The sequence below is a fragment of the Algoriphagus sp. Y33 genome (assembly GCF_014838715.1).
Lineage (GTDB): Bacteria > Bacteroidota > Bacteroidia > Cytophagales > Cyclobacteriaceae > Algoriphagus.
Window position 1 is genome coordinate 4,851,479 of record NZ_CP061947.1, and the last position, 13,388, is coordinate 4,864,866.

Annotated in this window: 14 protein-coding genes; 6 read left to right on the top strand and 8 right to left on the bottom strand. The window is 40.4% G+C overall.

The genetic code is table 11. The features are described from left to right. Positions 1-7: 7 nt before the first annotated feature. The 5 genes from ID165_RS19710 to pyrF all read right to left on the bottom strand — a co-directional run bounded on the left by ID165_RS19710 (position 8) and on the right by pyrF (position 4,919). The gene (locus ID165_RS19710; protein ID WP_192347141.1) at positions 8-865 is read right to left on the bottom strand and encodes a nucleoside phosphorylase; all 858 of its coding nucleotides are present in this window, start codon (positions 863-865) and stop codon (positions 8-10) included. Positions 866-873: 8 nt separating this feature from the next. Beyond that, positions 874-1,842, bottom strand: a complete 969-nt coding sequence (locus ID165_RS19715) for a rhodanese-related sulfurtransferase (protein WP_192347142.1) — start codon at positions 1,840-1,842, stop codon at positions 874-876. Positions 1,843-2,014: 172 nt separating this feature from the next. Beyond that, positions 2,015-2,650 carry an acetyltransferase gene (locus ID165_RS19720; RefSeq protein ID WP_192347143.1) on the bottom strand — a complete coding sequence of 212 codons (636 nt, stop codon included), beginning with the start codon at positions 2,648-2,650 and terminating at the stop codon, positions 2,015-2,017. A gap of 54 nt (positions 2,651-2,704) precedes the next feature. Next, entirely contained in the window at positions 2,705-4,000 is a 1,296-nt protein-coding gene (locus tag ID165_RS19725) for a DUF2851 family protein (protein WP_192347144.1), read from the bottom strand. A gap of 103 nt (positions 4,001-4,103) precedes the next feature. Next, positions 4,104-4,919, bottom strand: a complete 816-nt coding sequence (gene pyrF / locus ID165_RS19730; RefSeq protein ID WP_192347145.1) for an orotidine-5'-phosphate decarboxylase — start codon at positions 4,917-4,919, stop codon at positions 4,104-4,106. Between the two features lie 124 nt (positions 4,920-5,043). Between pyrF and ID165_RS19735 the strand changes: the two genes are divergently transcribed. The 6 genes from ID165_RS19735 (at position 5,044) to ID165_RS19760 (ending at position 10,015) form a co-directional block, all read left to right on the top strand. Next, positions 5,044-5,553 (top strand): transposase, encoded by a 510-nt coding sequence (locus ID165_RS19735; protein ID WP_192347146.1) that lies wholly within the window; start codon positions 5,044-5,046, stop codon positions 5,551-5,553. After that, positions 5,538-6,380 carry an IS3 family transposase gene (locus tag ID165_RS19740; RefSeq protein ID WP_304503157.1) on the top strand — a complete coding sequence of 281 codons (843 nt, stop codon included), beginning with the start codon at positions 5,538-5,540 and terminating at the stop codon, positions 6,378-6,380. The genes ID165_RS19735 and ID165_RS19740 overlap by 16 nt, the downstream gene beginning before the upstream one ends. Before the next feature lie 164 nt (positions 6,381-6,544). After that, entirely contained in the window at positions 6,545-8,005 is a 1,461-nt protein-coding gene (locus ID165_RS19745; protein ID WP_192347147.1) for a glycoside hydrolase family 108 protein, read from the top strand. Between the two features lie 3 nt (positions 8,006-8,008). Beyond that, positions 8,009-8,422 carry a hypothetical protein gene (locus tag ID165_RS19750; RefSeq protein WP_192347148.1) on the top strand — a complete coding sequence of 138 codons (414 nt, stop codon included), beginning with the start codon at positions 8,009-8,011 and terminating at the stop codon, positions 8,420-8,422. A 610-nt stretch (positions 8,423-9,032) separates the two neighbouring features. After that, positions 9,033-9,590, top strand: coding sequence for a hypothetical protein (locus tag ID165_RS19755; RefSeq protein ID WP_192347149.1), 558 nt, complete (start codon positions 9,033-9,035; stop codon positions 9,588-9,590). A gap of 35 nt (positions 9,591-9,625) precedes the next feature. Next, complete coding sequence (locus tag ID165_RS19760) at positions 9,626-10,015, top strand: hypothetical protein (RefSeq protein ID WP_192347150.1); 390 nt, start codon at positions 9,626-9,628, stop codon at positions 10,013-10,015. Between the two features lie 35 nt (positions 10,016-10,050). Here ID165_RS19760 and ID165_RS19765 read toward each other — a convergent pair whose 3' ends face one another. The 3 genes from ID165_RS19765 to ID165_RS19775 all read right to left on the bottom strand — a co-directional run bounded on the left by ID165_RS19765 (position 10,051) and on the right by ID165_RS19775 (position 13,188). Continuing rightward, the gene (locus ID165_RS19765; RefSeq protein WP_192347151.1) at positions 10,051-11,226 is read right to left on the bottom strand and encodes an ATP-binding protein; all 1,176 of its coding nucleotides are present in this window, start codon (positions 11,224-11,226) and stop codon (positions 10,051-10,053) included. 71 nt (positions 11,227-11,297) lie between these two features. Continuing rightward, positions 11,298-12,179, bottom strand: a complete 882-nt coding sequence (locus ID165_RS19770; RefSeq protein ID WP_225586843.1) for a lysylphosphatidylglycerol synthase transmembrane domain-containing protein — start codon at positions 12,177-12,179, stop codon at positions 11,298-11,300. A 13-nt stretch (positions 12,180-12,192) separates the two neighbouring features. Next, positions 12,193-13,188, bottom strand: a complete 996-nt coding sequence (locus ID165_RS19775; protein ID WP_192347152.1) for a glycosyltransferase family 2 protein — start codon at positions 13,186-13,188, stop codon at positions 12,193-12,195. Positions 13,189-13,388 lie beyond the last annotated feature (200 nt).

A 13,388-nucleotide genomic window follows, 5' to 3' on the forward strand; every position in this document is an offset into this window, starting at 1 on the left:
CATTTTTTCAGCAATAAACTTCTAGGGCTGCGCGGATCATACGATCTACCGTTTTTTCAGCTTCTTTATCAAACTCCCCGCTGGGACGGTTCGCCACAATCGCATTTAGACTTAACATCCTGTGATTCAAAAGCTGTCCCATCGCATAATAACCCGCCGTCTCCATTTCAAAATTAGTCATCCTTAGCCCTGCAACCTCCAATTCTGCCAGGCGTTCTATCATATTTTCCATCTTTGGCTTGAGCCTTATTTCCCTGCCTTGGGGTGCGTAAAATCCCGGAGCGGTAAGTGTAACTCCACGATAGAATTCACCTGGCAATTTCTGCAATAGCTTAGATGAAGCTGACGCCTGATAAGGCAAAAAAGTAAGGTCAAGGGTATCTTTCACCAAGTTTGACCAGGCTTGACTTCCTTCAAGTTTTGGATAAAACTGCATCAATGTATCCACACCTATAGCTATCTCTGAAGCCAGAAGACTACCAACAGGCAAATCTTCCTGCATGCTTCCTGATGTCCCTAAGCGGATTATTTCCAAGCTTTCTTGCGTAGGTTTGACTGTATGCGTCTTGAGATCCACATTGACCAGAGAATCCAGTTCCGTCATCAAAATCTCTACGTTATCAGTCCCCATACCTGTACTCATTACGGTGACACGCTTACCTCGAATTCTACCTGTATGAGTGACAAATTCCCGCTTACTTACTTTAAAGTCAATTTGATCAAAGTATTTGGAAACAAGGGCTACCCGATCCGGATCTCCTACGGTAAAAACAAGAGAAGCCAGATTTTCCGGCTTCAAATGCAAATGATAAATGCTTCCATCAGCATTCAATATCAATTCGGATTCTGGAATTTGTCTGCTCACGCTACAAGTTAAGCATTTGATTTTTCTTTGACTCTACGATTCAGTCCTTTGTACGGATTGTACCCGTTGGTATTTTTCTGGTAATAGCCGGTTCCGTCATAGAGACGTTTTTCAGGGTTTTCCTTGCATTCAGCGGAGCAGGTCCCTTCCATTTCCCATCCGCACTTCTCACACATTGGCACATGCACATTGCAACTTTGATTGGCACAGTTCACCATACGGTCGGAAGGCGTACCGCAAACGTGACAGGTAGACACAATCTTCGGATTCACGCTATTCACCTCTACAGCTATCCTGTTGTCAAACACATAACACTTCCCTTCGAAATCTTCACCCCCGGCTTCCATCCCGTATTTGATGATGCCACCATGAAGTTGGTACACATCTTCAAAACCTTGCTCCAAAAGAAAAGCAGAAGCTTTTTCACATTTGATTCCGCCGGTACAGTAGGTTAATACTTTCTTGTTTTTCAGATGCTCCAGCTCTTTGACTTTCTCTGGAAAATCACGAAAGTTGTCAATATCCAGCGTCAGCGCATTTTTAAAGCGCCCCAATTCATGCTCATAATTAGAGCGGACATCCAAGATCACTACATCTTCCTGATCCTTCAGCTTCTTGAATTCCTCCGGATCAAGGTGCTTTCCCGTTTTTACATTAGGATCAAGATGTCTTAGCGCACTGTGTACAATCTCCGGCTTGTAGCGTACATGGATTTTGGTAAATGCATGCTTGTGATGAGTATCAATTTTAAACTCTGTCTTGACAAATCGTGGATCTGCATGAATATAGGCCATATATTTCTCACAGTCTTCCACCAATCCGGAAACCGTTCCGTTCAGACCTTCATCGGAAATAATGATCCTACCCCGGATGTTATTTTCGATGCAGAACAAGTGATGCTGCTCGCGGTAATCCTCAGGATTCTCAATCTTGGCGTAGCAGTAATAAAGAAGGATGTGATAGTTGTTGTTTTCCATAACTGTAGCCCTGTTGCGGCAGGGTGTTTTAGGATGTTTGGTTTAAATTAATTTGAACATCTTCATTATTTATCATTCGATATTCGACATTCAATAGTTAATGATGATCAACAAAATACAAAATCTCAACTCTGAGCTGAATCTCGTAATTCGTAAATCAAAAATCGTAAATCTATTTAACTTTTGCGGCAGGATTTCCAAAAACCGTTTCATTCGCTCCCACAGTAGAAATCACCACTGAGCCAGCTCCAATTCTCGCATTTTTACCAATAGTAACTCCGGATACAATCGTAGCACCCGAACCGATAAAAGCACCTTCTTCGATAGTCACTTCAGAATTGATCACTGATCCGGCTCCGATTTGAACAAAGTCGCCCAATTTGGCTTTATGCTCAATAACCGCGGCGGAATTAATGATGCAGTGGCTTCCAACCTCAGCACCTGCACCGATGTTGACATTTGCATTGATGAAATTACCATGACCAATGACCGCATCTGTAGAAATGTAAGAACGCTGATGGATCGCGTTAACAGGTTGTACCTTTCTGCGATCATTCAACAACTCCACCAAGAACTTACGGTATTTCGGATTTTCTTCTGCCACAAACGCCTCAGTCTTCTGGCCTATGAGTTTTAAGAAACCATCATCCTCAGGATTTCCAAGTACAGACACAGTATTGATTTCTGTCCCATAAATTTTCTCGTCCTCATCCAAGAATCCAAAAACAACGACATTGTTGCTGTTGAATATCTCAAGTGCGGGATGGGCGATGCCTTTAGCACCAAAAATTATTACCGGTTTTTCCATAATTTTCTGCAATTCAGGGTGCAAAAATACAGGAATTCACCGGCTTACCCAAAATCATTTGGATTCTGATTTGATGAGCGACTGGGCTATTTTGCATTGCAGACATTTCTTGGGCTGACAGTAATTCTTAAAAAGCCCAATCATCCCCTGAGAATCAAATGCATTTTCTGCAGACCAACCATGTGATTGGAAGCACCGGGTGATGTGATTGTTTTCTGCAGACACTTCCTGCAACAAATCAAAACAACGCTCTTGCCAGTCAGGCTCCTCGAAATATCGCCCGTATGCAAACCAGAGCGGAATCACATAATTAATCACCAAAAGATCCAGTGCCATGCTGGAAATCCCCGCACTTGCCTGTCTTTCCGAAGGTTTGCCAAAACTATAATGATGCTTCCAATAATCACTTGGCTTCACTTTCAACAACTTTCTGAAACTTGCGAAATCATGGGAATCTTGTATCACCGATTGAAGTAAATTGGGTGCATTGGACAATATTGCCGACAATTGTGCGATTCTGACTGTAGGAAAATTACTTGGACGAACACCCATAAATGTCCAATGCTGCCGCTTCATCCGCGACTCCCATTTATATTTCTTTCTATAAAAATCATATTCCCGGATCAAATGCTGTACATAGGGTTCTTCGGAATCCATGGGCAGCAGACCTGCCTGCCCCATCAGGATTGCCTCCAAAACCGGCAATTGGTCACGGTGCTTTTGAAGGATTTTATAAGGAACCAATGTGGCCAATTCCCCCATTGCCAGACTATTATTCTTGAAGCCAAAGCAAACAAACAGCCACCTGTACGCTGTTTCCTCCCAATCGTCGGTCGTAGATCTTAGAATTTCCAAAATCAGTGCTGACTTTTCCTGAAGTCGCTCTACCAACGCCTTTTCCGAGGCGGAAAATCTCACAATTCCCGGTGCTCCCTTTAATCCATGAGCACAGGGCAAGTCAGATTTATAATCCAGCATCCGCTCATAATTTCTCCAGATATCCAAAAAAATCAGCCCTTTTAGCTCCAACGTCGGCATTGGAGTTCCATCATTCCGCAGAACTTTCCTATCATCTTCCCACACTACATGAAGCACGACAGAATTGTAGGCAGGATTCCCGCCATGTGCATGCTGCTTCCATTCACTTGCCAGCCTGTGCACCTCCACATGCCCATGGAAGATTACCCCATCGATTACCACAACCGAATCCCTGAAATCAGGCCCCTCGCTCTGATTATGAAATCCTACCTGGATTATTTTTAATTCATCGCCATTCGTAGTATAGAGCTTGTCCTTCTGGAAATATTGATACTTCCATACGAGTTGTAAAAAGTCTTCTTTGAATGTCATAAAAGCCGAGGTTAAAAATCAAATTGAATTTAACCAAAAACTAAAAAACAAAAAAGTCAGGAAACCCTGACTTTCATTATTTTATAGTAAAACGTTAGTGAGTTTAAAGGTGTTTTCCTAGCAATTCTCCCATTTCCACCTGCAGTTTCTTTGCTTCCCGCTTGGCCATTTGAGCAAAATCCCTTTCCTCCGACGCATATAAAATCCCTCTACTGGAATTTACCAATAGCCCGCATTGCGAATTCATTCCGTACTTGGCAACATCGGATAAGCTGCCTCCCTGCGCCCCTACCCCCGGCACTAAAAAGAAATTATCCGGCACCAATTTTCTCACTTCTCCGATCAGTTCTCCACGTGTAGCTCCCACCACATACATCAGATTTTCGGGAGAACCCCATTCTTGGCTTTTCTCCAAAACCGCCTGATATAACGGCTTGCCATTTTCGTCTTTGATCAGCTGGAAATCCATAGAACCCGCATTTGAAGTCAAAGCCAAAAGTATTACCCATTTTTCCTTAAACTCCAAAAACGGTGTCACACTATCCGCCCCCATATATGGAGCTACTGTCACCGAATCAAAGTCCATTTTCTCGAAAAAAGCCTTGGCATATAGTTTAGAAGTGTTACCAATATCCCCACGTTTCGCATCTGCAATGGTGAAAATCTCCTTTGGAATAATCTCCAATACCTTCTGCAACGTCTCCCAGCCCTGAGGTCCCAATGCTTCAAAGAAAGCAATATTCGGCTTGTAAGCCACCGCATAATCCGCCGTCTCTTCTATGATCTGCCTGCAGAAGCTATAGATCGGATCTACTTCACTTTTCAGATGGGCTGGAATTTTCGAGAGATCAGTGTCAAGACCTACACACAAAAAGGATGATTTTTTCTGGATTTGGGAGAAAAGCTCGGCTCGGGTCATGGATTTAAGGATTTTGACAAAGGTAGGAAACCAAGCTGGCTTAGAAAAGAAATGAAAAGTACCCAAGTACTAGAATAGCCCCAAAAAGTTAGACACTATTTGGAAGCTACTTATGAGAGGTAAAATGAAGTATTCAGTTCTCTTCAGGAAAGAGGCTGTTGACCAAGTCATCTATGACAAACGATCAGTACTAAAGGTTGGTCAGGAATTAGGTATTGATAAATCCCTTATCAGGAAATGGGTTCTGTTGTATCAAAGGCATGGGATCATGGGACTTATGCCTATTTCTAAAAGGCAATATCCACCTGAATTCAAAGTCAAGGTTATCAAAACCATGAGGAAGAAGTCCCTATCTTTATTGGAAGCCTGTATTCAGTTTAATATTCGAAGCACTGGAGCGCTGGTAAAATGGATAGGGCTTTATGATGAAAATGGAGCTGAAGGTTTTGCAAGGAAAGAAAGAAAAACGAAGTTGCCTATGACCAAAAGAACTAAGAAGCCAAAGACCAAGGAAGAGGAACTATTGGAGGAACTAGCTTCCTTAAGAGCTGAAAACGCCTATTTAAAAAAGCTACATGCCTTAATTCAAGCCGAAAAAGAGAAAGAAGAAAATCGGAAATCATCCAGGAATTAAGGCATGCCCATGCACTGTCACATTTATTACTGCATGCGGGGATGGCGAGAAGTACGTTTTATTATCATCTCAAACAATCCAAAAAACCGGATAAATATCTTGAAGCCAAACAGGACATTACAAGAATCTACAGAGAACATCAAGGGAGGATGGGGTACAGACGTATCAAGTTTGCACTCAGAAATGAGGGGAGATATATCAATCATAAAACCGTCTTGAAATTGATGCAGGAGTTGGGCATCCAGAGTCTAATTCGGACTAAAAAATATAAGTCCTATAAAGGGGAATTGGGGAAAGTCGCACCGAATCTACTTAACCGCGACTTTAAAGCCACATTGCCAGATCAAAAATGGGCAACGGATATTACAGAATTTAAGGTCTCGGATAAAAGACTATACCTATCTCCAATCATCGACCTGTTCAATGGGGAGATAATAAGTTATACAATGGCGGAAAACGCTAAAATCAAGCCGGTTATAGATATGATCGAACAGGTAAAAAGTACTATGACTGATAATAAACCAGTGATATTACACTCAGATCAAGGATGGCACTATCAAATGGCAATCTATCAAGAGGCATTACAAAGGAAGAATATTGTACCCAGCATGTCGAGAAAAGGGAACTGTCTTGACAATGCAATCATCGAAAACTTCTTTGGTACTATTAAATGCGAACTGTTCTATCTCAAAGAGTATAAATCAATCTCGCAACTCAAAATGGAAATCAAAGAGTACATCCATTACTACAACAACAAAAGAATTCGATTGAATCTAGATGGTATGAGTCCAGTCAATTATCGAATCCATTCACTAAATTCAACTTAATAAAAAAATGTCCAAAAATCGGGGGCTAGTCCAGTACAGGGTATTGATTTTAAAAACATTCTTTTCTGACAAAAATAGTTTGGATAATAATAATAGATTGAATAGTCTTTAGTTCTAAAGGCAATCTTGGCCGAGGTTTCTATTCTTCATTAATTCTTTAATTTATGAAACCAGAAACACAGACTCCCCTGTATAAATGGGGGTATACCCTTGGGATGCTAGTCATTTTTTTTGGCTGTACATTACAAGATCAAGATGACCTCTTTGAGACATCGGCAAACAAGCAATTGCTTAGCGAAGCAAAAAGTTGGTTTATACACCAGACTGAACTAGATTCTGGCCCAAATTCTAGAGTTGTCACATTTATCGAGGGGGAGCCGGTATGGAATAAAGCAAAGGAGCATTTCTACATGGGAAAACCAGCCTTGGAAATACCTGTAAGACTAAACGTGAAAAATCTCTTCTCCCTCAAAAATGAACAATGGAAAGAACAAGCAGGGGATTATCGGGTGCTTCTTTTTAGAATTGGACCAAATGCATTTGAGCCTTACCTTATGAAAGTAGAAAGTGAGGAGGACAGCATAAATCCCAAATTTAAGAATGTGAACAAACTCAGTCTGATGGAAATCCCATCCGACTTCAGTGGTAACTACTCCTTCTTTCATCTCGATGGAAGATTTGTCGGGTCATGGATTATAGAAAAAGGAGAACGTATCAAATCCGTTTCTTTTTCAAAACCCGCAAGCACAAAGTCTGATACAATAGCTAATACAAGAGTAAGTGGCTGGACTTATAACTGCACTGTGACGACTTACACCACATACGTACAAGCTGGTACAGGAGAGCCTCAAATCGTAGAGCGATATGAGACATATGAGTGTATGTTTGCCCTATCAATGGCTCCTACCGGTCCAGAAGATACCCGAGGAGGAGAACATCCGGGGTGTTATGAGCCACATCCGAATTTTGAGGGATTGGTGGTTCCATGTAATGATGAACCAGATCCATGCAATAATTTCGAAGATTTAGTAGACAAAGTACTGAATACCGAAGGAGGTTTTGTTAACGATCCTATCGACAAAGGCGGTGCAACAAACAAAGGTATAGCTTGGAAAACACGGACTAATGCAGCTCAACCTATACTAGGTAAAGAACCTACCTTAGAAAATTTAGAAAATATAACTGTTGCCGATGCAAAAGCTATTTACAAAGTCTTGTACTGGGATTCTATTAGACTTTCTGAAATTGAAGATGGAGATCTAAGATGGTTACTTTTTGATTTTCATATAAATTCAGGTCCAAATGCGATTTACCAACTGCAGGAATTATTAAATCAGCTAGGGGCAGATTTGACTGTAGATGGAATCATTGGTACAAACACCTTGAATTTCATAAATGATTATGAAAATAGTATTGAACTTTACAATGAGTATAAGGCTACCAGAATATCCTTCTTAGAAAACATAGTCACAACCAGTGTCAATAGATATTTAGCTCGATTTCCAAATGCAACAGAATCTGAATTGAAATCAAAAACTCAACGTAGATTTAGAGATGGTTGGATCAATAGAGTTGAAGAATTTATTGAAAAGACTGTAGATAATTATTTAAACGTAAATTGTTAAAAGATGAAAAATATAATAACAATACTTATAATACTATTAATTTCAAACACTTCTTATTCACAAGATATCTCAGGATCATGGAGGTGGAGCCTGGATAACGGTAGAAGACATTTCGAAATTGATCTTATAAAAAAATATAGAACTGTAGGATCAGCTATTCCGACCAATTTCAAAGGGAAACATTGTGGTGTTTTTGAAGATGGGGCGAGGATGGATTGTACTGTTGATGAATTTACAATCTCTTTGGATAAAATAAGTGAAAATGTATTTACAGGAACAATCCTTAGTGCGTATTCCAGAAGTATTCATGATATCAAAGTCACATACCTCCCGGCAAGCGGGCAATTAAGATGGGAAATAACCAAAGAAAGGCCAGGACAAATCTATATGCCTAAAAATGTAATTTTACAAAGGTGAAGATTGAAAGTACTATGCTTACTTCGGTCAGATGGACTTTACAAATCCAAATATATAGACAGGGGATAATTATGTCATTGTGTTAAGTCCACGCAAGGAGAAATTGACGGTGCCATTTTAATTAAGACAAATGGCAGTACCATTTCACAGATTTCTTTCAACATGCATTAAAGTAAGCCTGTATTGTCATTTCTCCACTACAAAATGGGGAAAAGTGGTTTATTGATGAAAGCCTAAAAATCAAAACAAATGGGACACGCATAACTAAAACAGTTTTTTATCTTTATTAGTAAAATCTTCAATATTTCCAACTGACCTTGGAAGAAGATTAGTTATGTAATTGGTTAAAAGGATATGATCAAGTAGCTATTATGAAAAATCGAATACTATTACTTGTCCTTATCTTCTGTACAACCCAGTTATCGGAGGCTCCTACGCCGATATAAATTTCTACTATCTCTATAAAAAACCCTTCAAATTCTAAAAAGATTGTTTACGGGGAGTCTTTGTGTCGTCTACGGCATGCCCAATGTCATGCGGCTATGAAAGGAGGCTTTTTTATGGCACCAAATTAGCCGAACCCTAATCGGTTTTTATTTTCAGTTCACACATGAAGCATCCTTTGATTTTCATAGTTTTGATTTTCTTCTTTCATGCTACTTCATTTTGTCAAGTCCAAGGGTATAATGAAGACACATCCATCCTGACCTTTGATATTAACAATCTCATTATCAAATCATCAGATTCAGTTCACAAAGAGTTCAGTGTTCTTAAAACCACCCTATCAGCATTTTTAGAAGAATTTCCAAGCCCTGACAAAAACGAAGATTATTATTATGAGATAGATGAAAAGATGGCTAGGTTAATCACCTACACCAATAATGAATTCTACTTCTTAGATGCACAACTCGATGCCTTCCATCTGAAAGACAGCAGATTTTCAATAGGGAATGGAAAATATTTTATAAAATTAGGTGATCATCACACAGCAGTATCAAAGCTATTCCCTCCCTATGAACTAAAAATTGAAATAGATTATGGTACAAAAGAGGAATATGGAGTAATAAGAATAACTACTTCTGAGGAAGGATCGGTCTATGAAGATGAAGATTCAATCATTATATTGGTCGAGGTTAAGTCTGGTATTATTACAGAAATATATAAATGATTTTATGTTTCAATAGGTGTAAAAGAGGGTTTCCTGTGTTGTTCGTACTGTTTCTTCTCTTTTCCCATGATTCCACATCGCAAGATATTACAGGTTCTTGGCGATGGTTTAAACAAGATAGGGCATTCACAATCTTTCTATACAAGCCCGAGTCTGATGATGAACTTTTGGGGTCATATGATTTAATAGGAGAGCATTGCGGACAGTACTATAACGGAGGCAGAATAGACTGTGCTGATCAGCTTTCTATTTTCCTGAAAAAAGAAAGAGACAATAGCTTCACCGGCACAATCAAAAGCGCTTATTCTGACGGGATCTCCGAAATTCGCATACTATATTCTCCTAAAACCAACCAAATCAATTGGCAGGTAATCAAAGGAGTGGGGCAATTTTATTTTCCTTATGATGCCATTTTAGAAAAATAGCACTCACACTTTGATAACAGGAAAAGAAAGGCTTCTCAAAAACCCCCTTTCATTTTTTCCATAAATCTGGCAAGACCTATCGCAAGAGTATTTCCGCCCAACGGGAATTCATCTTTCCCTGCATAGATAAAATATCGATGATCTGCCGATATGTCTTCCACAGCATTTAAAAACCCCTTGGATAGTTTGGGGCTCAATGTCCGCTTGATTTCTATTGCCCAAATCTTACCGCCCAAGCTGATCACAAAATCAAGTTCAGCACCTGCTGCAGTTCTATAAAAGCCATACTCGGCACCTTTTGGCAAAACCGAAATGATATTTTCAATGATAAATCCTTCCCAACTACCTCCTACCACTGGGTGCCCGAGCAGATCATCAAGGTTTGTCAGGTTCAATAAGGCATGTGTAACCCCGGAATCCCTGATATAGATTTTCGGAGATTTTACCAGTCGCTTGCCCACATTCACCAGCCATGGTCTAAGAGAACGAATCAGCAAAAGATCCTCAAGCATTTCCACGTAACTTTTCACAGTTGGTGAAGTCAAATCGAGACTTGCTCCAAGTTTGGAAAGATTGATCAGTTGACCTTGCTGATGGGCGAGCATTGTCCAAAGGCGACGAAGACGATTTGCCGGTACAAATTGCGCAATCTGCGAAATATCTCTTTCTAAATACGTGGTAATGAAATTCCCTCTCCAAGTCATGCTGGATTTATCTGTCCTCGCCAGAAGACTGTCCGGAAAACCTCCACGCAGCCATAACTTTTCTACATGACCTTCCATCGAATCAACTTCTAAAACATTGAACCCGAAAAGTTCTTCATATGCGATTCTTCCTGCGAGTGATTCAGAAGACTGTCGGATCAAATCCAATGATGCAGAACCTAAAATCAAAAATTGACAAGCCCGCAAACCTTTCTTCCGCCTCCTGTCTATCACGCCTCGCAAAAGCGGAAACAGGTCTGGCATACGCTGGATTTCATCCAAGATGATCAAGCGCCCTTCGTGAAGATCAAAATACTGCTCAGGTTCGACAAGCTTACTTCGGTCAGACGGACTTTCCAGATCCAAATACATAGACTGGGGATCTATGTTCTTCACAAGCTCCTGAGCTAAGGTTGTCTTTCCTACTTGGCGTGGTCCAAGAATAGCTATTGCCGGAAAATCCTGCATCAATTCTTGGAGTTTATAAGTCAAATCGCGTACAATCATCCTTGCAAATTTAAAATTTGATTTTAAATTTGCAAGGATGATTTTAAATTACTAATCTGAAATACAGATGATTAACTGTTTTTATCAAAATTAACTGTGACCATAGATCCAACAAGTGAAACTGCGGCTGTAATCAAGAAAAAGATTAAGCTGAAAGCAACTGCGGTAGTTTCTTCTATCCCCGCATAGGTATGCGCATAGACGAATACCAGCTCCCTTGCCCCGATTCCACCGATCGTCAAAGGAAGCACTGCCACAATAGAGGAAAGTAGAAAAACCAGCTGGTAGGCAAGAAAATTCTCTGTCACACCCAAGCTTTTCAGAATAAACCAAGCACACACCAGTTGAGTCACTTGGCCGGCCATGGACCAGCCATTTGCTTTCCAAAAAGACGGTAAAAATGATTTAAACATCAGTTTTTGAATCAACCAAAAACCGGGAAATACGAGTAAAGCCGCTATCCCTATCAGCAGATTCCAAGGAACCGACGAATCATAAGGCAAGAGCAGATTCGCAGGAAGGATCAATAGCAGCAGTAAAAAAATAATTGCAACCAATCCCCCCAAACGATCCAAAAGAGATGCCTGAACCAACGGTTTGACGGGAGTCCGGTAATGCTTGTTCAGCAAATACACCTTGTATCCATCTCCGCCTATTCCTCCTGGCAAAAACAGGTTATAGAACATTCCTATCAGGTAAAGCTTGATATTGAGCTTTTCAGGGATATTCAGATTGATGTTTTTGAAATAGAGATTTAGCCGAAATGCAGTAAACAGCTTGCTCAGCACGAAGATCAAAATGGCAGGAATTAACCAACTCCAGCGAATGGTTTTGGTGATTTCCCAGAGCTGGTCTGTGTCTATTTTCCTAAAAACCAGAAAAAGAGCCAAACCGGTCAAAACCAGCTTTAAGGCAGTCGTTAGTTTTTTCTTGAGAGAACTCCCTATTTTCACCAAAATTCAGTCGCTAGTTGGAATCCATCTTGTCACTTGGAAGAATCTGTAAATCCCCTACAGGTTCCTGGATCCCCTGATAAACAGATTTAATGGTGTAGGTCTTTTTATTCTGAGATTCGAAATAAGTACGGACAATAATCTCCGCGATAATCCCTGTGGTAACGAATTGAATACCCCCCAGCACCAAAATAAATCCAAGAATCATAAGCGGTCTACCCCAGATATCTTCTCCCAAAAGTTTCAAAATCAATAAATAGAAGTTGATCACTAGGCCGACCATAAATGCGATCAGCCCAATCCCACCAAACAAATGAATCGGACGCTGAAAATACTTCTGAAAAAACAGCATCAGGATCAAGTCCGACATCACTTTGAAGGTACGGCTCAGACCATACTTAGACTCCCCATGAATTCTTGGATGATGCTTCACATCCACTTCAGTCATTTTGGCACCTTGTTGCTTTGCCAAAACAGGGATGAAACGATGAAGTTCACCATAGAGCCCCATGCCCTGCGCTATCTCCGCCTTATAAACCCTAAGTGTACATCCGTAATCATTCAAATATACTTTAGTGCTGTTTCGTATTACCCAATTGGCGATTTTACTTGGAATTTTACGTAGTACAAAGCCATCCTTTCTGTCGGCTCTTCGTCCCGCAACCACATCCCACTCTTCATCGATGGCCTTATTCAGCATCAATGGAATGTCAGTCGGGTCATTTTGAAGATCTCCGTCCATGGTAGCGATGTATTCACCGATAGCCATATCGATACCTGCCGCAAGCGCAGTGGTCTGCCCAAAATTCCTGTTGAAAATAATCAGCTTAGTCCTGCTATTGGCGTGTTTTTTTACTTCAGCCACTGTACTGTCTGTAGACCCATCCTCAATCAAAATCACTTCGTAGTCAATTTCTTCCAAAGCGGAATAAGTGGCTTCCAATAAAGGCTTGATGTTATCCTCTTCGTTGTAAACAGTGATTACTATAGAAATAAGTGGCTTGGACATGCTATAAAATTTTGTCAAAAATACGCTAAAATACTTCCTAGGACAAAAAAGCCTGTAATGGCTTTCATATGCCTACGGAAATTTGGTGTAACAATTCCAGTCCACAGCATGCATTAGCATCTCTTTTGCAGGTTAGAATTATTTTAAAATCAGGAGCTTCGCTTCTGTCTGCCATAGGTAGGTTCACCTTAGCGGTGCTA

Excerpts from the sequence above, each read along its gene's own strand:
- ID165_RS19715 (WP_192347142.1), bottom strand. The coding sequence starts at position 1,842 with ATGGAAAACAACAACTATCACATCCTTCTTTATTACTGCTACGCCAAG.
- ID165_RS19720 (WP_192347143.1), bottom strand. The coding sequence starts at position 2,650 with ATGGAAAAACCGGTAATAATTTTTGGTGCTAAAGGCATCGCCCATCCC.
- ID165_RS19725 (WP_192347144.1), bottom strand. The coding sequence starts at position 4,000 with ATGACATTCAAAGAAGACTTTTTACAACTCGTATGGAAGTATCAATAT.
- pyrF (WP_192347145.1), bottom strand. The coding sequence starts at position 4,919 with ATGACCCGAGCCGAGCTTTTCTCCCAAATCCAGAAAAAATCATCCTTT.
- ID165_RS19735 (WP_192347146.1), top strand. The coding sequence starts at position 5,044 with ATGAAGTATTCAGTTCTCTTCAGGAAAGAGGCTGTTGACCAAGTCATC.
- ID165_RS19745 (WP_192347147.1), top strand. The coding sequence starts at position 6,545 with ATGAAACCAGAAACACAGACTCCCCTGTATAAATGGGGGTATACCCTT.
- ID165_RS19750 (WP_192347148.1), top strand. The coding sequence starts at position 8,009 with ATGAAAAATATAATAACAATACTTATAATACTATTAATTTCAAACACT.
- ID165_RS19755 (WP_192347149.1), top strand. The coding sequence starts at position 9,033 with ATGAAGCATCCTTTGATTTTCATAGTTTTGATTTTCTTCTTTCATGCT.
- ID165_RS19765 (WP_192347151.1), bottom strand. The coding sequence starts at position 11,226 with ATGATTGTACGCGATTTGACTTATAAACTCCAAGAATTGATGCAGGAT.
- ID165_RS19775 (WP_192347152.1), bottom strand. The coding sequence starts at position 13,188 with ATGTCCAAGCCACTTATTTCTATAGTAATCACTGTTTACAACGAAGAG.